The organism is Desulfosporosinus hippei DSM 8344, from assembly GCF_900100785.1.
GTDB classification, from domain to species: Bacteria; Bacillota; Desulfitobacteriia; order Desulfitobacteriales; family Desulfitobacteriaceae; genus Desulfosporosinus; species Desulfosporosinus hippei.
The window spans coordinates 119,275-141,531 of record NZ_FNCP01000005.1 but is presented as its reverse complement, the minus strand read 5'-3'; the positions used below and the strand labels follow the sequence as shown (position 1 = coordinate 141,531).

Genomic DNA, 22,257 nt, shown 5'->3' with positions numbered 1-22,257 from the left:
TGACCGCAAAAGGCAGTTGAACCAGAACTACTGGTCGACTGCCTTTTGGTCATATGGAATCACTAAATCTCGGCAAGTTTTGAAACTCGTGTTGTTTCTTTGGCAGGGGAAGAGTCTTTACTGTTTTCATGACTGATCGCCGGGGGCGTTGTTTCATCAAGCAGTTGACTCATTCCGGTAAACCGAGCTCCTTGTTCAACTTTAAATTGGCGGGTGCTGATATCTCCAAATAAGCGAGCGGTTGAATTTAACTCTAATAGATCTGTAGTCTTTATGTTTCCGTGTACTTCTCCGGCAATGCTTACAGTATTTGCTTCAATATCAGCTGTCAAGAAGGCACTAGGGCCGATTACTAAATCACCGGTTGATTGAACAGTTCCTTCGATTTTTCCGTCAATTCGGGCATTCCCATTGATTTTAATTGACCCGGTAATTTGGCACTCTGCAGCAATTAGCGTAGTATCACCACTAGAATGAGAGGGGGAAATTTTTTTAAACATTTGCTTTAAGTCTCCTTTAATAATTCGGTAAAGGTTAATGGATCGACATTCTTTCCATTAACATAAGCACCATAGTGAAGATGAGATCCTGTACTTCGTCCGGAGTTACCGCTGTAAGCTATAACGTCACCCTTTTTTACTTTGTCACCTTCTTTGACCAGCAGCTTGGAGTTATGACCATAAAAGGTTCTGATACCATGACCGTGATCGATATCTATTCTAAGACCGAAAATTAAATTTCTAGCGGAAAAAGTGACAATTCCATCGGCTGTCGCTATAATAGGAGTTCCGTAATTACAGGCAATGTCTATGCCGTTATGGAATTCTTTAGACAAGCCACCAAAAGGATTGCGGCGGTATCCATGTGGAGAGGTAATTTCACCCTCTACAGGAAGAATACTTGGTGTGTGGTCTAATTTATCTTTTTGTACAACGGCTATCTCATAATAACGTTGTAAGGTATTCAAATGGTTTGTCACAATCAGAGCGTACTGAGTGGGAGTGCCAATCGGGGGGGTAACGTTGGCGAGAACTGAGGTTTCAGAGGAAATGCTACGGCTAAGGGATGTTGTTTGGGAGGGCGAATCTAGTTGGAGAATTGAAGATAATTTTTGTTCGAGGTCTGTTATTCGCTTGAGGTCTTCGGTTATTTGAGTGGACTGTTCACTTAAATTATTGATCGTCTGGTCGCGCTCTTTGATGGTGGACTTGAGCTGCGTGATATGGTCAATTGTGGGCTGAAGATGATTTATATAATGACTTAGATAGAGGTTCCGAGCAAATAGACCGACAACCACCACCCCAACAAAAAGCATAAAGGCACTCAAATACTGCTTACCTCGTCTCGTAATCTGGAATTGGCGAGTAGTAGAGTGACCGGGCGGGATAAATATTATCGTATATTTACCTTTCATCTCATTCCTCCAGAAAAATAGCTTGATATGTCGATTACTTATGTGTACAATAAACTTCATGACAGTATTTGTCAAGAAATCCAAAGAATTGTTTCTGGTTCTTGGTAACTTTTCGGTTAAGAAGATACGAAGGGCTAAATCCCCACATAATTGGACAACAATACATTTCAATTAATTATCTCCTTTCGTGGAGCTCTAATAGTTAAGAAGTCGGTATCATAATACTGTATCAGGAATACATAATACAATTTCTGGTGGGGTTACTTTAATAGGGAATTTTTATTATAATAAAGAGTATGCAGTTACGTTTGCTTGGGCTTTTGATGGATAATGAAGGCGCGCTTAGAGAAAATCGATGCGCGCTTTCTGAATGGAGAAAAATGCTCAAATTCCAGAGAAAGAGTATTTGAACCATATTTTAATATGGGAGGACGTGTTAGGTTTTGGAAACAAAAATGCCAATGGTACTTGACGTAATAAGTGAAAATATTATTAAGCACGGTAGTCCCCTGGCCTTGAAGGGCTCCGAAGTCGCTTCTTGGGCTAAGGAATTGAACTTGCCGGTTAAAGGAGATTTACTTTTTTATACAGGCGGAGAATACCAAATGCTCCCCTTTATTGACTCATTGGTTAAAACAATCACCCATCTTGACCAGGGCAGTAAGGTTTTTTCAATGATGATGGGTGCCAGGAATATTTTAAATAAGACTGGAATCAGCCCGGAAAAGATGTACGCTTCTGTCCTGGCTAAGGACAAGGACAGATATAACTCTGTCTGTTTTAAAGCGGCAAAGGTACTCAAGGAATTAGGATATGAGTTTTGCTACTCAGGTAGTGAGGAGTTATACAGTGGAGCTTTGCTCTATGAATTAGGGTATTTAAAGGATATGAAAGACTATGCTAAGAGAGTTGTAGAGGTAATTAAGAAAAGTGGTGCGAAAACTATTGTTTGCCTATCTCCACATGCGGCAGAAGTCTTTAAATTCGTTTATCCAAAACTGATCGAAGGTTTTGATTTTGAAATTTGTACTTATATTGATCTTGTTTGGGAACGACGAGACAAGCTAGCTAAGATTTCATCCCCTGAGTCAGTCGTGATTCATGATTCGTGTCGCTTGGCCCGTGAATTAAACATCCACCAAGAATTAAGAGACATTCTGGAAAGTGTCGGCGCTGAGGTCAAAGAAGCACAGATGAATCGCGAATGGACGTCTTGTTGCGGTGGGCCTATTAAAATTCTGTTTCCGGAGTTATCCCATGTTATCGGCGGACGCCGCGTCAATGAATTGAAGGACAGCGGTTCATCCCATATATTAACGTCTTGTCCCTATTGCCTGTCAGCGCTAGAAGGAGGACGAGCAAAAGGTGATTCCGCAGTAATTGAAGACTTGATTGAATTCCTATATAGGGGGGTTAAAGCATGACCGATTTCAGAAAGGACTTTGTCAAGTATGCCAAGTCCCTTAATGAAGCTAGTGAGGACAAAAACATTCGTACAGCGATATCCAGAGCTGTAAGTTCTTACCGAAATACAGTTTCAGAAACCTTGGAGCGGTTTCCCCATACTCCAGCTTTAGCAGAGGAAGTACAAGAGATCAAGACTCGGTCGATGGCTACCTTAGACACATTATTAGAACAAGCTATGGCTTCGGTAGAACGGAATAAAGGGAAAGCCTTTTATGCTAAAGATCATCAGGCAGCCCTTGAAATAGCCCTGGGGATTATTGGAAAGGGAAAAACTGTCGTCAAAGGAAAAAGCATGTTAGGAGAAGAACTTCACCTACGTGAATATTTAGAGGAAAATGGCAACGAAGTATGGGAGACTGACTTAGGAGAATTTATCCTCCAACTGCGTAAGGAACGTCCAATGCACATTCTTTCTCCTTCGATTCATGTTCCTCGTGAGCAGGTTGCTGAAGTTTTTACCAAGTTTTTCAAGAAGGAAGTGCCACCTGACATCGCAGAAGAAGTAAAGGTTGTTAGAGAATTCCTGCGTGAAAAGTATTTTACTTCTGACGTTGGTATCAGCGGAGCTAATGTTGTGGCTGCTGACACCGGAGCGATGGTTATTATTGAAAACGAGGGAAATGTTCGTCTGGCGACTGGGGCGCCTCCGGTTCATATAGTCATGGTAGGTGTCGAGAAATTAGTGCCTACATTCCAAGATGCAATGAAGGTAGCAGAAGTTACCTGGCGATATGCACAGTATGGAGTGCCTGGCTATGTCAATATTGTTAGCGGTCCCAGTAAGACGGGAGATATTGAAAAAGTTACCACTTATGGAGCACATGGCCCGAAGGAGTTCTATGTTATCTTCGTAGATAATGGTCGTAAAGAAATGGCTCGGGAAGAGAAGTTTACTCAAGCTCTGCATTGTCTGCGTTGTGGCGGATGTATGTATGAGTGTCCTGTATTCCAAGTTACTGCCGGTCATTTTGGTCACACTTATATGGGAGGCATAGGCACGGTCTGGACGGCTTTTGTGTCTGGTGGAATGGAAAAAGCTGCTCCGCTGGTTTATTCCTGTTTGCGCTGTGGTAGATGTGTTGAGCGGTGTCCTATGAGTATTAATGTTCCGGCTATGATTGGCGAGCTTCGCGAGCGTATCGTTTACGGTACTTACGAAGACTAAATAGTTCAAACAAGCATTTGTAGATTTATCTGCAAGTGCTTGTTTTTTTATATAAGAATTAAGGAATTTAGATACCTTAAAGATAAACGATTGCACGGTATTTTAGATTATTTCACTAAAGCTTTAGCTGAACTAGTACTGATATTACCTAGTATTTTATTGAAGACGAAGTAAATCTTTCATCTATAAGAAATCATTGTATTTTTTATTTGAAGGTAATATAATAGAACTAGGACTGAGTAATTTGGCAACGAAGCTTTCTAGAGGTGATATCTCTGGGAAGCTTTTCTTGTAACGCAACAGGAGGTGAAATTTAACAGATATTAAGTCTATTATTTAGCAAAGAGAGAAAAAGGAGGAAACATTGAGATGAATTTCAAGAGAAGAAGTGCAGTTTTTATCACCTTATTGGTATCATTACTCTTAGTCATTTCTGGTTGTGGCGCTAAGGCTCCTGAGGCTAAAGCACCAGCTGACGCAGGCAAAGAGAAAGTCAAGGTTGCTTTTGTCTATGTTGGACCGGTAGGGGATGCTGGTTGGAGCTACGCTCATGACCAAGGCCGTAAATACTTAATCGAAAAAATGCCGCAAGTAGAAACTACAATTATCGAATCTGTTCCTGAAGGTGCAGATTCAGAGCGTGTAATTACCCAGCTTGCCGAAAAAGGCAACAAAATTATTTTTACAACCAGCTTCGGCTATATGGATCCGACAATTAATGTTGCCAAGAAATACCCTGATGTTACATTTATGCACAATTCCGGTTATAAAACTGCTGATAATGTTGGAACCTATTTTGGTCGTATGTACCAGGCCCGTTATTTAACAGGAATAGTAGCTGGTAAAACCACTAAAACAAACACCATTGGTTATGTAGCTGCTATGCCGATTCCGGAAGTTATTCGCGGAATCAACGCCTTTACCCAAGGGGTTCGTTCAGTAAATCCTCAGGCTAAAGTAAAAGTTGTTTGGACGAATACCTGGTATGATCCTGCTGCGGAAAAAGATGCTGCTAAAAGTCTTTTGACTAATGGCGCAGATGTTATTGCTCAACACCAAGATACACCTGGACCTATGCAAGCTGCAGAGGAAGCAGGCAAATACGGAATTGGCTATAACATGGATATGTCCAAAATGGCACCTAAAGCAGTATTGACCTCTGCAGTTTGGAACTGGGGTCCTTACTATGTAAAAACAGTCGAATCTGTAATTAATAAAACCTGGAAAAATGATCAATATTGGGGTGCTATGAGCGAAGGTATAGTGGATATCGCTCCTTATGGCCCGATGGTAACTGATGATACCAAAAAACTTGTAGCAGATGCTAAAGATAAAATCATATCTGGCAAATGGGATGTCTTCTCAGGGCCTGTAAAGGATCAATCAGGAGCTGTCAAAGTTCCCGAGGGCCAAGTAATGTCTGACAAAGATATGCTTTCGTTTGACTGGTTTGTTGAAGGGGTAGACGGGACAATCCCCAAATAAAATCCGGTTGGCAAAATAGCTTCTAGTAACTTATGAGATTATACTTCAAGGCGCGTAAGTGACCTTGAAGTATAATCTCTAATTAAAGAATTCTTCTGAGTATTGCCGGAAATTGTTTGTGAATTGAGGGGAACTAATATGAACCAATCCCTAATCCAATTACGGGGAATCGTGAAAAAATTCCCAGGTGTACTTGCAAATGACAATGTTGACCTTGATATTAACCCTGGAGAAATTCATGCTATATTAGGGGAAAATGGATCGGGGAAAAGCACTTTAATGTCCGTTTTAGCCGGGTTATATAAGCCTGATGCGGGCAAAATTTTGGTTAACGGAGCAGAAGAGAAATTTCGTTCTCCTAGGGATGCCATAGTTTGTGGTATTGGTATGGTTCATCAGCACTTTAAACTAGTTGAACCCTTTACTGTGGCAGAAAATATTACCCTAGGTGAAAAAGGAAATTCCTTTTTTCTTTCCAATAAGGAACTTAAAGCCAGGATTAACGAGCTTGGGAAAAAGTATGGGCTAGAGATCAACTTAAATGCTAAGGTGTGGCAGCTTTCGGTTGGAGAAAAACAGCGAGTTGAAATCGTTCGCATGCTCTATCGGGGATCTAAAGTGTTGATACTGGATGAACCAACCGCTGTTCTGACTCCTCAGGAAGCCAACGAATTGTTTGAAAATTTGCGCAGAATGGCCAGTGCAGGTTGTGCAGTGGTGCTTATAACTCATAAGTTAAATGAAGTTGAGGCGATTGCAGATCGAGTTACAGTGTTGCGACAGGGAAAGTTTGCTGGCGTGTTAGAACGTGACCAGATTAACGCTAAAGAGATGGTTCGTCTGATGGTCGGTAGAGCTGTGGCCTCAAAGTATGATAGAGACTCTTCTCCTGTGGGTGGGGTCGTACTGCAACTGGATAAGGTAAATGCCTTAAATGACATGGGTCTTCCTTGCCTTCGTGAAATGAGTCTTTGTGTACGCGAAGGTGAAATCCTCGGCTTAGCTGGTGTATCAGGCAATGGACAAAGGGAAATGGCGGAAGTCATTTCTGGCTTGCGTCGTGTTGAGAGTGGAAAAATCCTATTAAACGACAGGAATATAAGCAATCTCTCCCCCCGAACAATCATTGACCTAGGGGTTGCTTATGTACCTGAAGATCGCTTAGGTATGGGACTAGTGCCGGATCTAAATGCCTTAGAGAACCTTATTTTAAAAAAATATCATCAACCTGAGTTCTCTGGGCGTTGGTTATTGAAATCTCAAGCAGTAGAGCGTAACGCTGAAACCTTGGTGAAACAGTACCAAGTTAAGATTTCAAGCTTGCACCAGTCTGTAAAAGTACTGTCAGGAGGAAACTTGCAGAAGCTTTTGCTAGCTCGAGAAATATCCAGTTCGCCTAAACTGATGGTAGTGATTTATCCGGCGAGAGGATTAGACATTGGTGCAACAGAATCGGTTCACAAACTATTATTAGAATTAAAGAAACGTAAGACAGCGATTTTACTGATATCAGAGGACCTCGACGAAATATTCAAATTAGCAGACCGGGTTGGGGTAGTATTCGACGGTAAGTTAACAGGAGATTTTCCGGTTGAACAAGCAGACTTGGAAGAGGTAGGGCTTTTGATGACAGGTTCCTGCTCCGCGAGAGAAAGGGTGAATGAGAATGAACCGGCTCACATTTAAACTAGAGAAACGCTTAACTCCATCGCCGGTAATGGTTTTTATCATCCCTTTAATATCCGTGCTGCTGGCCCTGTTATTAGGAGGGATATTCTTAGTTTTAACCGGAGAAAATCCTCTGGACGTATACTCTTTAATGTTTGTAGATAGTTTGGGATCGAAATATGGACTTACAGAAACAATGGTTAAGGCCATTCCTCTAATGTTGACCTCCTTGGGTGTTTCGCTGGCTTTTAAAATGAAGCTGTGGAACATTGGTGCCGAAGGTCAGCTTTACATGGGTGCTATGGCTGCCTCATGGCTGCCTTTGACTATGCCCTCTCTTCCAGCCTATATTATGCTTCCGGGAATGCTCATTCTCGGAATGATTGCAGGTGGACTTTGGGCGCTTTTGACGGCTATCCCGAGAGCTATATGGAAGGTTAATGAGATCATTACAACGCTAATGCTAAATTACGTAGCAATCCTGTGGGTGGATTATTTGGTATATGGTCCTTGGAAGGATCCCAATGGATCAAATTTCCCCATTTCTGCATCCTTTTCTGAAGCAGCCAGGTTGCCTGGTTTGGGTGATTCTCGCATCCACGCTGGTTTATTTTTTGCTCTGGGATTGGCAGTTCTCTTAGCTGTTGTTTTTAAGTATTCTCGTTGGGGATACAGCATTAATGTAATTGGCTCAAGTGAACGTGCAGCCCGGTACGCTGGGATGAACATTAAACGCAATATATTACTGGTAATGTTTCTTAGCGGGGCAATTTCAGGGATGGCAGGTATGGCTGAGGTTAGTGGTATTATTGGCAAGCTTCAACATGGAATCAGTCCAGGATACGGCTATACCGCTATTATTGTGGCCTGGTTAAGTAAGCTTAACCCAGTCGCAATTCTAATAGTCTCAGTATTGTTTGGGGCGTTACAGGTAGGAGGATATGCAGTCCAAGTGGAAGGTATCCCAGCTGCCGTAGCTACAATGCTGCAAGGGGCGATTCTCTTCTTTGTCCTTGGAGGCGAAATATTTACGAATTATCGGTTAAAACTGATTCGCCAGAAAGGAGAGGAATTAAGCAAGTGAGCATTCAAGAATTCTTGATCCCTTTATTGGCAGCTTCAGTGATTGCTGGTACGCCAATTCTCTATGCTGCACTAGGTGAACTTATTACTGAACGGGCTGGAATCATCAACCTTGGAGTTGAAGGCATTATGCTCGTCGGTGCGGTGTCAGGTTTTATGATGGCAGTAACCTCAGGTAATCCTTGGTATGGTTTGTTAGCATCGATGCTGGCCGGTGGAGCTTTAGCTTTAATTCATGCCTTCCTTACAATAACGCTTCGAGCTAATCAAGTCGTTAGCGGTTTAGCTTTAACAATTTTCGGTACTGGACTCAGCGGGTACTTGGGGAAGGAGTATATTGGTATTCCGGTGCCTAAGCCATTTGAGGTTATCCCTTTAGGTCCATTAGGGGATATACCATTCATTGGTCCAATATTGTTCCAACATGATGCGTTAGTGTACATTAGTTATATTTTGGTTGTTGCAATCTGGTATTTTATGTTTCATACTAGACCGGGCTTAAATCTCAGAGCACTGGGAGAAAATCCTGCTGCTATGGACGCTCTGGGTTTAAATGTCTTTTATCTAAGATATATTTATGTTGTCGTTGGTGGTGCCTTAGGCGGAATTGGTGGCGCATACTTATCCCTGGCGTATGCTCCTAGCTGGCTAGAAAACATGACAGCAGGAAGAGGATGGATCGCAGTAGCTCTTGTAATATTTGCGTTATGGAATCCTTGGAGAGCTCTCATGGGTGCTTATCTGTTTGGTGGAATCGATGCCCTGGGGTTCCGGTTACAAGTATTAGGTATTCAAATGTCACCTTTCTTTTTGAAAATGTTGCCCTATCTATTTACAGTCTTAATCCTAGTCTTTGTTGTTGCGCGCCAAAAAGGACGATTGACTGCTCCCGGAGCGTTAGGTCTATCCTATGACCGAGAGGAAAGGTAGCATATTTATGCCTTCTTAACAGAAGGTTCTACGACAGAAACACGCCAATGAGGATAGCTTTGATAGCTTGCTCATTGGCGTGTTTCTGCTGTTGTTTGGATCTTGATTATTTTGCTTCTACCCGGTTCGACATTGAAACTGGATGTTGTTCAGAAGCTTGAAGTACCTTAGCATTCCTTAGGGCAAAAACGACCATCTTTCTCATGAATCTTTCGCTGATGGAAACAGGGCGGGCTAGATTCATTCGATCAATGTAGGGCTGAGCTGAATTAGGAATGGGTCTAAGCAATTCCTTAAGGATTCCCTTAACCATTTTCAATATGTTTCCTTTTGCTAGTGCCTTCATGCCTTTCATTGCTCCGGCCAGAGTGACGTCAAGCGCTGATAACTCTGTGCCAAACGGGAACTGAGGAAAGAGGCCTTGAGATTGATAAGGTTTTAGCAAAGCTTGAATTTTTTGCGGAGTATTATTTCTATACTCTGCAGGTATTTCATAATCTTGGGGGAGTTTTCCCGCCTTCTTTGCTTTTTCAAGTAACTTGTTCTGAAATCTTGAATCAGCTATGTTAATCATTTCAGCAATAACTTCGCTTTCTGGCTTACTGCGAAGGTCAGCGATCCCATACTCAGTAACTACGATATCTCTCATATGTTTCGGTATTGAACAATGGCCATAATTGAAAACTATATTTGACTTGAGGTTTTTGCCGGATCCTTTTGTGCTTTTTATCATAATTATGACCCGTGCCTTTGGTAAGACGTGACCCATCGCTACAAAATTGTATTGCCCGCCAATTCCGCTAACGACTTGCCCATTTTCCAGTTGATCAGAAGCAATAGCTCCAAAAACACTAGCGACCATCCCTGTATTTATAAAGCGAGCATCTTTACGTTGTAGAGTACGAAGTTCCTCTCCTCCGTAAAGCTGGTTGACTTTCTCAACAGCGGACATTGCAAAGAGCTGTCTTTCTTCTTCACTCATTTCGTTGAGGTCTTTATAGAAGGCTTTAGGTCCCAAAAAGAAGGCGCCCAGAATCACTGTACCTTTGAGCAATTTTTTGCCCAGTAGTTTTCTAATCTCTAATCGATTTTTCTCCTCATTCATATCTGCCGAGTATCTGGTGTTTTCATCAATAATAGTATAGTGATCATAGGAGAGTCCCTGTTTAAGGATTCCGAATTCTGTAAGAAACTCAAAGTCTTGGGCTTTAATTTTCCTATGAATTGCTTTGATTTCAATGAGTTGATCTATGATGTCAAGAGGAATGCAATCAGGATCTAGTTTGCCCTCATTGATAAGTTTCATAAGGGGAATACTTTCGTAGACTTTCCGTTTCAAAATCTTTTTTTTGTACATTTGCATAAAGGCATCAACAAACATCTCTGATGAGCCATAGAGGCCCTTTTCAAAGGTGCCAGTATCGCCCCAGTCAGCTATTAACTTTTCATATCGTCTTTTTATACCAGCTTTCTCCAAGATTTCTTGGTAGATAGCATTATGTTCGTTACGCAAAATAAGTCCTGAAACAATTGCATCCCCGAGGGCTCCAATCCCCACCTGGATAGTACCACCATCTTTGATCAAAGGGCTGACATTAATCCCAATCATATGATCGCTGAGGGCAACAGAATCCTTGGGAGGGCAGAAAAGCTCATAATCGAAGTTTGAACCTTGAAGAATGATATCATAGGCATCTGCCTCAACAACTGCATCACCATACATGAAGGGCAGCTTTTTATTGGCTTCCCCTATAATCACTAATTTATGACCGATGGCCCTTAGTTCTCTCATTTTACGAACAGTTTCCAGACAAATATCCGGGTTACAGGCCATAGAATACATAGTCTTACCATTAATTTCTCTGTAGGATATTAGTTCCCCGAAAACATTTGTGCCAAGAGCTAAAGCATCTCGAACCACGTGCGTATAATGAGAGGACAAATGACGTTGCTGAGCAACAGGATTATTTATATAACTGCCAGCTTTGGAGTAAAATTCGAATATTTCGACATTTTTTGGCAAGGTTCCAGCGCGAAAATCCTTCATATACTCAAACTCAGGGACTCCTGCAAAAACCTTGTCCATTATTGGTTGCATTAAACGCTTTTCAAGTTCTGAACTGCCCTTAGGAATCTCAAGAGAAAGAGCAGTAATAATTTTGAGTTTTAACTCCGGGTCTTTTTTCGCACGCTTGTATAGTTCATTAATAAAGCGTACCGGTTTGCCTAAGGCCAGGGTCATAGAAAAGGTTATATCCTTGCCGATGTAGTTAATAACTTCATCGACACACTTTTCAACATCGTCATAGATCATTCCCGAGTTTTCTTTCATTGAATAGTTCACCTACCATTTCAACAAATTACAGAAAATGAGAGCAGCTCCAGACTATTGCTAATTACTTTATGAACATTTTATAAATTGGGACTATTCAAGAATCAACTTTCCCTCCAATCTTAATTTGTCTATGAATGTTTACGGCGTTCTTCCTAATAAATAACACCAAAAAAAGGAATTTACCTGAATGATAATTCATTCAGGTAAATTCTATCATATACTGCTTATAAATGTAATAACAATAATCTAAATTGTCCATAAATTTTATATATTTTAGATTACTTACAATATTATATGATTTGCTTTATCATGAATGCCAAGGATAAATTTAGGTATAATAAGAAATTATTGCAATTTTGTTAAGTTGATAATATAATTGGTAATCATTAGAATGGAGGCTCCATAGAGGTTTTTATGTCTCTATGAAGCTTTTTTTGTTCTATCAGGATTCCATATGTTTAGGGAGTTCCATATGTGGAGAGTTATTATAGCTCGAGTAGATGGTAAACTTCAATATTCATTTCTCTGACTAGTTCTCTGGAGGAGGAGGTGAATTTTTTCCTCATTAGATGAGTCATCTTTAAACTAAGGTAGTATATTTAGAAGACTTACAATTTCCTGACAGGATGGAGTTGCATATCTTGAGTTCAAAACACAATGGGGTCTTTAAACAAATTATTGTCTTACTATTAGCCTTATTGGGAGCACTTTTAGTAGGTGCCCTATTTCTTATCTTAGCTAAGTCAGACCCTATAAAGGCCTATGGAGTAATGTTTTCAGGGCCGCTTGGTGATAAATTTGGTATAACCGAAACTTTAGTAAGGACAGTTCCTCTGCTATTGGTGGGATTAGGTATTGTTATTTCCTTTCGCAGTGGGATTATCAATATTGGAGCAGAGGGTCAAATTCTGGCAGGGGCCATTGGAGCAACAGCGGTCGGGACTTCTTTGTCAGATGTACCTGCAATGATTCTGCTCCCTGCTGTATTTGTGGCAGGCGGAGCGTGTGGTGCAATATGGGGTGGTATTGCCGGTTGGCTCAAAGCTCGTCTATCTGTCAATGAGATACTAAGTACTGTAATGCTTAACCAAATTGCGTTACAGTTATATCTGTTTCTTATTAGGGGGCCATTGATTGATCCAAAAGAGGTTTCCTACGGTACAGGTGTACCACAGACAGCATTAATTCCTGAGCAAATCTGGCTTAGCCGACTTGTACCAGGAACTAGAATCCACTCCGGACTTATTTTTGCTCTAGTTTTGGCAGTGCTTGTATATATATTTTTGTGGAAAACAAGCCGTGGATATCGTTTGCGTGCGGTTGGTGCCGGATCTGAAGCTGCCAGGTATGCAGGCATAAAAGTAGAATGGTACTTAGTTTTAGCCATGGCCATGGCTGGAGGAATGGCAGGCCTTGCCGGAGTTGTAGAAGTAACAGGTGTACATCATCGTTCTTTAGAAGGTCTGTCTGCAGGGTATGGATTTAGCGGAATTGTTGCTGCACTCTTCGGTCGCCTGCATCCATTAGGTACTATTCCTGCTTCGATATTGTTTGGGGCCTTGCTTGTAGGCGCGGATATGATGCAAAGGGCTGTCAATATTCCTGCAGCTATGATTATGGTCATTCAAGGATTGGTTGTCTTGTTTGTTGTATCTAGTGATTACTTCTTGAGAAACCCAGATTCTATCGTTAAATTGAAAGCAAAATTTTTGGGACAAAAGTGGATAGGGGAGGTGGGAAGTAAATGGAAGGATTCATGAGTATTGATATTTTTATAATTATACTAGCCACCGGAGTCCGCCTGGCAACCCCCTTTCTTTTAGCTGCATTAGGTGAAATGTTTGTTCAACGGTCGGGAGTTTATAACCTCGGGGTGGAAGGTATTATGATGATGGGAGCTTTCGCAGGTTTTTTTGCGACACTTCAACAAGGGAGTCCACTACTCGGAATCATCGTAAGTTTAGCCATTGGAGCACTTATGGGATTAATAATGGCCTTTGTCAGCGTTACTTTTAAGGCTGAACAAGGAATAAGTGGAATTGGGTTGTATATGTTTGGCTGGGGGCTATCAGGTTTGCTATTTCGGCTCTATGTAGGAGGGGTAACTTCCATTGATGGACTAAAGCCTATAGCAATCCCTATGTTGAGTGATATACCTCTGATTGGGCAAGTTCTCTTTAATCATAATGTCTTGGTGTATACCGCTTTTTTGCTGGTACCCTTGTCTGGAATCATACTCTATAAGACGAGCTGGGGTCTAAATGTACGTGCAGTAGGCAATAAACCGGAAGCCGCAGACACTTTAGGTGTGAGTGTTGTAAAAATCAGATATCAATGTTTGATCGTAGGCGGGATGCTTGCTGCCCTAGCAGGAGCCTTTTTGACAATAGGGCAAGCTAATATGTATGCAGACAATATTACTGCAGGCAGAGGCTTTATAGCCATAGCCCTTGTTTACTTTGGTCGTTGGAGTCCTTGGGGTATTCTGCTTGGTTCACTATTATTTAGTATGGCTGATTCCTTCCAAAGTATGGTTCAAGTCCTAGGCATCAATTTCCCCTATGAGCTGGCAGTTATTCTGCCGTATATGGTAACAATAATTGCTCTAGCAATCTCCTATGGACGCGTCTGGGCTCCAGCAGCCCTTGGTAAGCCCTATGAGCGCGGAACCAGAGGTTGATCATAATAAAATTGAAGGAGGAGAAAACATTGAAGAAAAAGGTATTATCTCTTATTTTGGCTGCACTTACTATATTAGCCTTTTCAGGTTGTGCTGCCAAGCCAGCTACTGAAACAACTCCCCAGAAAACCGACGCAGAAAAAATCCGTATTGCTCTTGTACTTCCTGCTACTGTTGATGATATGGCTTGGGGCCAATCCATGGTTGAGGGTTTAAAAGCTGTACAGAAAAATATGGGTGAAGACAAAGTAGAAGTTGCAATCAGTGAAAAACTCGGTAATGCTGTGGATGCAGGGGCAGCTATCCGTCAGTATGCAACCCAAGGGTATGAAATTATTTTTGCTCATGGTTCTCAGTACCAAAGTGTTTTAAACGATATAGCTAAGGACTTTCCAAAAACAACCTTTGCTTATGGAACCGGTTTTGCGACTCAACCGAACATTTTTGCCTATGATCCCCAAGCGCAAGAGGGAGGCTACCTCTTAGGAATATTGGCAGCAAAAATGACCAAATCAGGAGTTGTTGGAATCGTTGGGCCAGTAGAGTCCGGAGATGCTGTTAAGTATAATTATGGTGTTCAGCAAGGTGTTGCGAAGGGTAAAGCTGATGTTCAAACCCGAATTGCCTATACGGGCTCGTTCAATGACATTGTGGGAGCTGGTAATCTCGCCAAGACTCAGATGAGTGCCGGTGCAGATATTATTACCGGGTCTTCACAGCAAGCTGTAGGAGCTGTCAGAGCTATTGGTGAAACAAAAGGAAACTATTGGCTTTCGACAGACATGGATCAAAGCAGTATTGCTCCTGACCACGTATTAGCTTCCCAAGTTTATCATTGGGAAAAAGTAGTGAACAAAATAATTGACCTGAGAAAGCAAGGTACACTGGGCGGACAACACTTGACCCTGACCTTAGCTGACGGAACTATTGAATTTAAGTATAACGAAAAATTAGCTGATAAAGTTCCAGCTGAAGTAAAGGCTGCTGTAGAAACGGCTAAACAAGAGATCATTAGCGGAAAACTAAAGGTGGAACTACCTAAGAAATAATGGGTGAATTGAATGGTTGAAAAGATTAAACAATTAGAGATGTCTGGAATCACTAAGCGTTTTCCTGGAGTTCTAAGTAACAATAGGGTCAATATCCAATTAGAAGCGGGTGAGGTACTGGCCATTCTTGGTGAAAACGGAGCAGGGAAAACCACTCTGATGAATATCCTCTACGGTCTTTATCAACCTGATGCTGGTGAGATTTTGCTTAACGGTAAACAAGTCAGGATTAATTCGCCAAGTGAGGCTATCGAGCTGGGGATCGGCATGGTGCATCAACATTTTATGTTGGTTCCCACTTTAACCGTATGTGAAAATGTAATTCTGGGGTTATCCAAAAGATTCTTTGTGGATTTAAAAACGGCTGCTAAAAGAATTAAAGAGATTACCGATAGATATGGTTTAGCAATTAATCCTGATGCTTTTGTCTGGCAGTTAAGTGTAGGGGAACAACAGCGAGTAGAGATTATAAAAGCGCTGTACCGGGGAGCAAACCTGTTAATTCTTGATGAGCCCACTGCTGTACTTACACCCCAGGAATCCAATGAATTGATCCTCCTGTTGAAAAACATGGCTCAACAGGGAAACTCAATAATCTTAATAAGTCATAAACTTAATGAGGTTATGGCACTAAGTGACAGAGTTACTGTATTGAGAGATGGGGTAGTATGCGCAAATGTCAAAACTCAAGAAACCACTCAAGAAGAGTTAGCCAAGTTGATGGTAGGTAGAGAAATGGCTCCCTGTAGAAGAGAAGGTAAGTATTCCCCGGGAAAGATAGTCTTAGACCTTCAGCAGGTTCATGCAAAAGGAGATAAGGGATCTGAAGCTTTGGCAGGAGTATCTCTTCAGATAAAAGAAAATGAAATATTGGGAATAGCCGGAGTCTCCGGAAATGGACAAAAAGAGCTTGCGGAAGTGATTGCAGGTTTGAGAAAACTCAGTTCTGGCAATATCTTTCTGAACGGCCAAGACAGCACTAATATGTCGCCAGCTGAAATCATAGAGCAAGGTCTTGGCTATATCCCAGAGGATAGAATTCATGTAGGCACCATTCCTTCTTTTAGCATTTGGGAAAACCTTATTCTAAAGGATCATCACCGATCGCCTTTTGCCAAGTATTCACTACTTCAAAACCGAAAAATTATGTCCCATAGTTCTTCTCAAGTGGAAAAGTACGGCATAAAAACTCCGGATTTAGAAACTCCTACAGCACGACTATCTGGAGGTAATATCCAAAGGGTAGTATTGGCTCGGGAAATAACCCGAAACCCAGTAGCCTTAATAGCTGCTTATCCAACAAGAGGATTGGACATTGGTGCGACTGAATACTTACACAGCAAACTCTTAGAGGCCCGAAGCAATGGAGTTGGAATCTTGTTGATTTCTGAGGATCTTGAGGAATTGACTAGTATTTGTGATAACATTGCAGTATTGTACGAAGGTAAGATTATGAAGGTTATACCTGTTGAGCAAGCTGATGAGCGTACTATGGGTCTACTGATGGCTGGTATTGCCCAGGACTCTCAGTTCCTGAACTAGAAATTTTTACTAAAGAAGCAGTTCAAAGATAGCTCCCTTAGAGTGCTTATTGGTCTCTAAGGGAGCTGTTTTCAACCTCGAATTGTTTACTAAGAAAAAAGAAGGAAGTTAGTCGATGAAACTATCCTTCTTTTTTGACGTTTTAAAAGGATAAGGGAGAAGTTATGGGTAAGAATTTCTTTACTAGTAGAAAGACTCGTTGAAATAGTTCATTATTAACAAAAGGTCAAATTTATAAATCAAAAAATTAAATCGCCTTTATAAGTAATAATTTAAGAAATTAGTTTAGTTCTTTAATTTATATTAAAATATTTGAAATATAATCCGTGGTGCTATATTCTCCTGCCTCTGTTACAATGAAGGAGATTTAAACTATTATGTTTAATCAAAGATAATAATTAAACTGAGATGAGGCCTTTGAATATGGGACGTGTTATTTATTTTATTTATATATTGTACTTGGTTGGAGCGGGTTTTTATATGAGTAAAGTATCAATTGCTGATGAGAAAGTTGTTAGAATTGGTGTTCTATCTCAAAATGAAGATCGTTTAGAGAAGTTTGAGGGTCTCAGGGACGAACTCAGTAACTTAAATTATCAAGAGGGAAAAGATGTTGTTTATGAGGTAATGACTGCCCCAAATGACTACGCAGAAATGGATCAACTTGCTGAGAAGTTAGTATCCCAGAAATTTGATGTACTAGTTGCTTCTGGAGAAGGAGAGACACGATCTCTGTCAAAAACGGTAGCTAAACTTAACAATCCCCCGCCGATAATTTTCATGGGAGCACTTTCTCCTATAGCAATTGGTTTAGTAGAAAGCGAGGCAATCCCGGGGACAAATGTTACTGGACTTAATAACTATCATTATGAACTCATTGCCAAAAGGCTTGATCTGCTTAAACGGTTAATACCTCATGTTGAAGAAGTTGCGGTTCTGGGAGATGGGCGTACAAATTTATTTCAAGATTCTCAACCGGGGCTTGCGCAGACTGCTCGGGAGTTAAATATTAGCTACAAAATGTATGATATTTCAATGGAACAAGATATTCCTAGAATCGTCAATGAAATTAGCAAAACTAGCCAAGCTCTCCTTATTATGCCGGGATTGTTTTTGGAAACCCATACAAAGGCGATAGCAAGTTATGCGTTAATAAAGGGCCTACCGGTATTTGGAGTCTACCCTAGTGATGCAGAAAAAGGGTGTATTGCTTCTTACGGGACGTCTTATTACAATCAAGGTGCTCAAACCGCACATATGGTACACAAAATCATAATGGGGTATTCTCCTAAGTCTATCCCTGTTGAAACAGCGGAAAAGTTAAGTTTTACGGTTAACCTGGAGGTTGCGCAAAAATTAGGAATTTCTCTTGAAGAAGCATATATATATTTTGCAGATAAAGTTATCGGACAAGGAGGCTATCAGTGAAAGCGGGAAAGACGCCTTGGAATCAGCGTATTAAAACGAGAGTTTTAGTTTTTGGAATTTTAATGTCGATCATCCCCATGGTGTTTATTTCCTTGACTACGTTTAACACAGTGAGATACAAATTTAAAGATAGTATTAGAGAACAAAACATACAAAAGTCTATGGTCATAGCTACAAAGCTTCAAGTTTCAATTACAAATATTGTCGAGAGTTTGGCTAATCTTACGGATGTGAACTCCACTGTCCTGATTAAAGGAAAGGACAAAGAACAAGAGGGAATCCTAAATATTGTATTGCGTCAAGAACCCTATTTAGAAGATATTAAGATTTTAGATAAAAATTTAAATGCTTTAGTTCAAGTTTCCCGGAGGGAAGTTATAGCAGATGGTATTGTTTCAAATGTTGACTACGTAGGGCCGGAAACAATGCCTGAACACTATACTGTGAGTGATGTTTTTTTCTCTAAAGATCGACGACCGCAATTTTTTATCACATTGGGAATAAGGGATACGCAAACTCGTGAACACCTGGGATATCTTCAAGCTAAGGCTGACTTAAAACTAATGATTAATCAATATATAGATACTCGTATAGGGCATAAGGGATATGTCTTTTTTGTCGATGAAGAGGGTTCCTTAATTGGTCATACGGATTTTAGCAGGGTTTTGAGCCAAGAAGATATCAGGGAAAATCCAGCGGTTCGTAGTTTTTTGACTGGAGAGGAGCCTCCTAATGAGTATACAGGTGATCAAGGAGGGAAAGTCATTGGATCGTTTGCTCGGGTGGCTAAACCTAATTGGGGAGTATTTATCGAACAGCCTGTTAATGAAGCATACGAGCCGATTTATGAACTTGCCAGGAATTTGGGGGGAGTTTTATTCCTAACCATTGCGGTGGTGACGATACTAAGTATTGTCTTTGGATTAAAGCTTGTACAGCCCATAGAAGACCTGGAAACCCAAGTCAAAAAGATTAAGGTAACGGGGGACTTACAAGCAGATATTCCCTATTCATCTCAAGATGAAATTGGTAGACTAGCCTACTCGTTTAAGCAACTTATGGCAATGTTAGATGAAAAGAATCAAAACATTAAAGCGGAAAAGGAGCTTTTAAGAACGGTTGTCGATGGCATTGGGGCAGGAATGGTTTTGTTAAATGGCCAAAAACAAATTATATGGTGGAACCCAACCTTTGCGGAATGGTTCGGGGAGATTAATTATTTTAATCATTCCTGTGAAGACATTGTTCAAGGTGAAGAAGACTTTGATTGTTCATTTCTCCAAAGTGGACGGTTAAACTCTTTCGTTCTAAACGGGGAACGGAAATATCTTAGGCAGTTACACTATCAAATCCCAAGTGAGAATAGTGAAGGAGCAGAATACCTAATTATACTGGAAGACGTTACACAACAGGTTGAGATGGAGTCCAGAGTTATTGAAACGGATAAAATGGCGTCACTAGGGCTTTTAGCATCAGGAATTGCGCATGAAATTAATAATCCCTTAGCGATAGTATCAGCCTATAGTGAGGAACTGCTGGATTGCTTAAATGAAGAACCGAATAAAGTAGACATAGACGAAATCAAAGAGAGCTTAAGAATTACGTCAGAGCAAATTGTTCGCTGTAAGCAAATTACAGATGGACTCCTGCAATTTTCACGCAAGCGACAGCATTCCTTTAGCATGATGGATATTGGAGCCGTAAGTTCCCAGGTGATTAAGCTTTCAGAATATAAAGCAAAGCAAAAATTTATAACTCTTAAAAAACAGCTGAACCCTGGCCTTTATATTGCAGGTAATGAAAATGAATGGCAACAAGTGGTGTTGAATATTTTATCAAATGCTCTGGACGCTTCACCAGCTAATTCCCAAGTTGAAATAGAGAGTTATCGTACTGATGAAAGTATTTGCTTTACAGTCAAAGACTATGGCCAGGGTATACCCCCGAGTCAATTGAAAAATGTCTTTAATCCCTTTTTTACTACCAAACCGGTGGGTCAAGGGACAGGTTTGGGTTTGTTTGTTAGTTATGGGATAGTACAACGAATGAATGGACGTTTAATTATAGAAAGTACTGAAGGTAAAGGGACTACTGTGAGTATTACTTTGCCTGCTTATAAAGGTGGTTAAGCATTGATATATAAACATCGAATACTGATCCTTGACGATGAAGCTGAGTTGCGTTCCGTCATTAGCAAACGATTAAGACGAAAAGGGTATGAGGTCTTCGAAACAGGAACAATTCAAGGGGGTTTAGACCTTTGTAAGGAAAATCTTTTCGACGGGGTTCTTCTAGACTTAAAGCTGCCTGATGGCAACGGACTTGATTTACTGGAACAAATCAAAGTCCAGCAGCCGGATGTGCAAATCATTATGCTAACTGGGCATGGAACCATTGAATCTGCGATTGAGGCAATGAAGTTAGGTGCCTTTGATTATCTGACTAAACCTTGTAATTTAGCAGAACTGGAAATATCTCTTCAAAAAGCCTGTGATCAACGAAAATTGCTTGTTGAAAACAAAGGCCTGCGAGAAGTTCTCAATCGTCAAGCCCCAGGAATAGAGATCATAGGGGAAAGCCCTTTAATACAAGACCTTTTAGCGATTACTAGAAAAGTAGCCCAGAGTGATGAATCTGTTCTTATTAGAGGAGAAAGTGGGAGTGGCAAAGAACTTATCGCTCGTGCTGTTCATCTTTGGAGTAACCGTGCTGACCATGCTTTCATCCCCATAAACTGTGGTGCAATTCCCGAAACTCTCATTGAAAGTGAACTTTTTGGCCATGAAAAAGGTGCATTTACCGGAGCAGGAAGTAAAAAAATAGGTCTTGTCGAAATGGCTGATCAAGGTACTTTATTTTTAGATGAAATCGGGGAAATGCCTCTATCCATTCAGGTTAAACTCTTGCGCTTTTTGGAAACCGGGGAATTTAGGCGAGTGGGAGATAATCGACTGCGCCAAGTTGATGTGCGGATTGTTGCAGCCACTAACCGGGATTTGCAAAATGAAATGAATCTAGAAAGGTTTCGCCAGGATTTGTTTTATCGCTTAAATGCTATCTCTTTAGATGTTCCGACTCTTCGCCAACGTAAGAGCGATATACTCCTTCTTGCGGATTATTTTCTGAAGACATCCACAGTGAGTCCGGGAGATGGTTTTGAGGCTGTTTATGTATTATCCGAGAAATCTAAAGAAATATTGTTAGATTATGACTTTCCCGGTAATATTCGCGAACTTGCTCATTTAATAAAACGCGGTCAGATTCTGGCCTCTGGTAGTGTTATTTATCCACAAGATATATGGCCGGAGAAATATAAAGGTACTCTTCAAGAAAGAGCCCCGAGTGAGCAGGAAAAAGTATGTGAATCAGAATTTGTGCAATGTCTATCACAAATTCAAAAACAAGGTTACCCCATGCTTGAAGAGGTTGAAAGACTATACATTCTTTCTACACTCAAGTTAGTAGAGGGTAATAGAGCACAAGCAGCAAAGCTTCTTGGTATCAGTGTCAGAAATCTATACCGTAAAATCGAATCCTATGGTAATGACGACATTGTGCAGTGACACATTGTCACGGTTTCTTCCGTGACAATGTGTCACCGTGACATTATGTCATGTTTAGGCGATAGGTGATGTTAGCAAAAAATCTTTAGATGGCAATCGTATTGATAGGAATATGGAATATTTCTGCTTATAACAATGGCTTTTCGAGCCATTTTTTTCTTTTTAAACAATTTATCCATAGAAAGTACTTATTTATACAGACTGAAAAAGTCCTCTGAAATTGGCTTATTAATCCAAGGTTCAAGCTTTAAAGGGAATTCATACCGGAGGAACAGCCTACAACCCCTATTTCACCTAAGGAATATCCTTAAGGATAGGGATTAGATTATAGAATATCTTAATAGTTCTTATGAAATATTGGTATAAGGATTGCAATAGAATCTGGTGACACTAATCAAACCAAAATTGAAGGTAGGTGCTATAAAGTAAAGTTATTTAGACAAGAATA

At 40.7% G+C, this 22,257-nt stretch carries 16 protein-coding genes; 13 read left to right on the top strand and 3 right to left on the bottom strand.

The window, feature by feature from the left end:
• Positions 1 to 62 precede the first annotated feature (62 nt).
• Together BLS16_RS06360 and BLS16_RS06355 are read right to left on the bottom strand one after the other, a co-directional pair.
• Positions 63 to 500, bottom strand: a complete 438-nt coding sequence (locus BLS16_RS06360) for a bactofilin family protein (RefSeq protein WP_092331330.1) — start codon at positions 498 to 500, stop codon at positions 63 to 65.
• A gap of 5 nt (positions 501 to 505) precedes the next feature.
• Positions 506 to 1,414, bottom strand: a complete 909-nt coding sequence (locus BLS16_RS06355; protein WP_092331464.1) for a M23 family metallopeptidase — start codon at positions 1,412 to 1,414, stop codon at positions 506 to 508.
• Positions 1,415 to 1,857: 443 nt separating this feature from the next.
• On the opposite strand from BLS16_RS06355, the gene BLS16_RS06350 reads away from it, so the two are divergent.
• From BLS16_RS06350 to BLS16_RS06325, 6 genes are all read left to right on the top strand, one after another.
• The gene (locus BLS16_RS06350; protein WP_092331328.1) at positions 1,858 to 2,838 is read left to right on the top strand and encodes a (Fe-S)-binding protein; all 981 of its coding nucleotides are present in this window, start codon (positions 1,858 to 1,860) and stop codon (positions 2,836 to 2,838) included.
• Entirely contained in the window at positions 2,835 to 4,046 is a 1,212-nt protein-coding gene (locus BLS16_RS06345; protein WP_092331325.1) for an LUD domain-containing protein, read from the top strand. Before BLS16_RS06350 ends, BLS16_RS06345 begins: the two co-directional genes overlap by 4 nt.
• A 369-nt stretch (positions 4,047 to 4,415) precedes the next feature.
• Entirely contained in the window at positions 4,416 to 5,531 is a 1,116-nt protein-coding gene (locus BLS16_RS06340; protein WP_092331323.1) for a BMP family ABC transporter substrate-binding protein, read from the top strand.
• A 138-nt stretch (positions 5,532 to 5,669) separates the two neighbouring features.
• Positions 5,670 to 7,217: an ABC transporter ATP-binding protein gene (locus BLS16_RS06335; protein ID WP_092331320.1), complete on the top strand. Its 1,548-nt coding sequence runs from the start codon at positions 5,670 to 5,672 to the stop codon at positions 7,215 to 7,217.
• Positions 7,198 to 8,283 (top strand): ABC transporter permease, encoded by a 1,086-nt coding sequence (locus BLS16_RS06330; protein ID WP_092331318.1) that lies wholly within the window; start codon positions 7,198 to 7,200, stop codon positions 8,281 to 8,283. The genes BLS16_RS06335 and BLS16_RS06330 overlap by 20 nt, the downstream gene beginning before the upstream one ends.
• Positions 8,280 to 9,212 (top strand): ABC transporter permease, encoded by a 933-nt coding sequence (locus BLS16_RS06325; protein WP_034599894.1) that lies wholly within the window; start codon positions 8,280 to 8,282, stop codon positions 9,210 to 9,212. The genes BLS16_RS06330 and BLS16_RS06325 overlap by 4 nt, the downstream gene beginning before the upstream one ends.
• 106 nt (positions 9,213 to 9,318) lie before the next feature.
• Here BLS16_RS06325 and BLS16_RS06320 read toward each other — a convergent pair whose 3' ends face one another.
• The gene (locus BLS16_RS06320; RefSeq protein ID WP_092331315.1) at positions 9,319 to 11,544 is read right to left on the bottom strand and encodes an acetyl-CoA hydrolase/transferase C-terminal domain-containing protein; all 2,226 of its coding nucleotides are present in this window, start codon (positions 11,542 to 11,544) and stop codon (positions 9,319 to 9,321) included.
• A gap of 644 nt (positions 11,545 to 12,188) precedes the next feature.
• Between BLS16_RS06320 and BLS16_RS06315 the strand changes: the two genes are divergently transcribed.
• The 7 genes from BLS16_RS06315 (at position 12,189) to BLS16_RS06285 (ending at position 21,809) form a co-directional block, all read left to right on the top strand.
• Entirely contained in the window at positions 12,189 to 13,307 is a 1,119-nt protein-coding gene (locus tag BLS16_RS06315; protein ID WP_092331312.1) for an ABC transporter permease, read from the top strand.
• Complete coding sequence (locus tag BLS16_RS06310) at positions 13,292 to 14,227, top strand: ABC transporter permease (protein ID WP_092331310.1); 936 nt, start codon at positions 13,292 to 13,294, stop codon at positions 14,225 to 14,227. Before BLS16_RS06315 ends, BLS16_RS06310 begins: the two co-directional genes overlap by 16 nt.
• 29 nt (positions 14,228 to 14,256) lie before the next feature.
• Positions 14,257 to 15,276 (top strand): BMP family lipoprotein, encoded by a 1,020-nt coding sequence (locus BLS16_RS06305; RefSeq protein ID WP_092331307.1) that lies wholly within the window; start codon positions 14,257 to 14,259, stop codon positions 15,274 to 15,276.
• A gap of 12 nt (positions 15,277 to 15,288) precedes the next feature.
• Positions 15,289 to 16,818, top strand: coding sequence for an ABC transporter ATP-binding protein (locus tag BLS16_RS06300; RefSeq protein ID WP_092331305.1), 1,530 nt, complete (start codon positions 15,289 to 15,291; stop codon positions 16,816 to 16,818).
• A 480-nt stretch (positions 16,819 to 17,298) separates the two neighbouring features.
• Positions 17,299 to 18,246 carry an ABC transporter substrate-binding protein gene (locus BLS16_RS06295; RefSeq protein ID WP_242876219.1) on the top strand — a complete coding sequence of 316 codons (948 nt, stop codon included), beginning with the start codon at positions 17,299 to 17,301 and terminating at the stop codon, positions 18,244 to 18,246.
• Positions 18,243 to 20,375, top strand: coding sequence for a sensor histidine kinase (locus BLS16_RS06290; RefSeq protein ID WP_092331300.1), 2,133 nt, complete (start codon positions 18,243 to 18,245; stop codon positions 20,373 to 20,375). The genes BLS16_RS06295 and BLS16_RS06290 overlap by 4 nt, the downstream gene beginning before the upstream one ends.
• A 3-nt stretch (positions 20,376 to 20,378) precedes the next feature.
• Entirely contained in the window at positions 20,379 to 21,809 is a 1,431-nt protein-coding gene (locus BLS16_RS06285) for a sigma-54-dependent transcriptional regulator (protein ID WP_092331297.1), read from the top strand.
• The last annotated feature ends 448 nt before the right edge of the window (positions 21,810 to 22,257 follow it).

Coding starts and splice junctions, on each gene's coding strand:
- BLS16_RS06310 (WP_092331310.1), top strand. CDS start 13,292: ATGGAAGGATTCATGAGTATTGATATTTTTATAATTATACTAGCCACC.
- BLS16_RS06355 (WP_092331464.1), bottom strand. CDS start 1,414: ATGAAAGGTAAATATACGATAATATTTATCCCGCCCGGTCACTCTACT.
- BLS16_RS06335 (WP_092331320.1), top strand. CDS start 5,670: ATGAACCAATCCCTAATCCAATTACGGGGAATCGTGAAAAAATTCCCA.
- BLS16_RS06340 (WP_092331323.1), top strand. CDS start 4,416: ATGAATTTCAAGAGAAGAAGTGCAGTTTTTATCACCTTATTGGTATCA.
- BLS16_RS06345 (WP_092331325.1), top strand. CDS start 2,835: ATGACCGATTTCAGAAAGGACTTTGTCAAGTATGCCAAGTCCCTTAAT.
- BLS16_RS06330 (WP_092331318.1), top strand. CDS start 7,198: ATGAACCGGCTCACATTTAAACTAGAGAAACGCTTAACTCCATCGCCG.
- BLS16_RS06320 (WP_092331315.1), bottom strand. CDS start 11,544: ATGAAAGAAAACTCGGGAATGATCTATGACGATGTTGAAAAGTGTGTC.
- BLS16_RS06295 (WP_242876219.1), top strand. CDS start 17,299: ATGAGTAAAGTATCAATTGCTGATGAGAAAGTTGTTAGAATTGGTGTT.
- BLS16_RS06360 (WP_092331330.1), bottom strand. CDS start 500: ATGTTTAAAAAAATTTCCCCCTCTCATTCTAGTGGTGATACTACGCTA.
- BLS16_RS06300 (WP_092331305.1), top strand. CDS start 15,289: ATGGTTGAAAAGATTAAACAATTAGAGATGTCTGGAATCACTAAGCGT.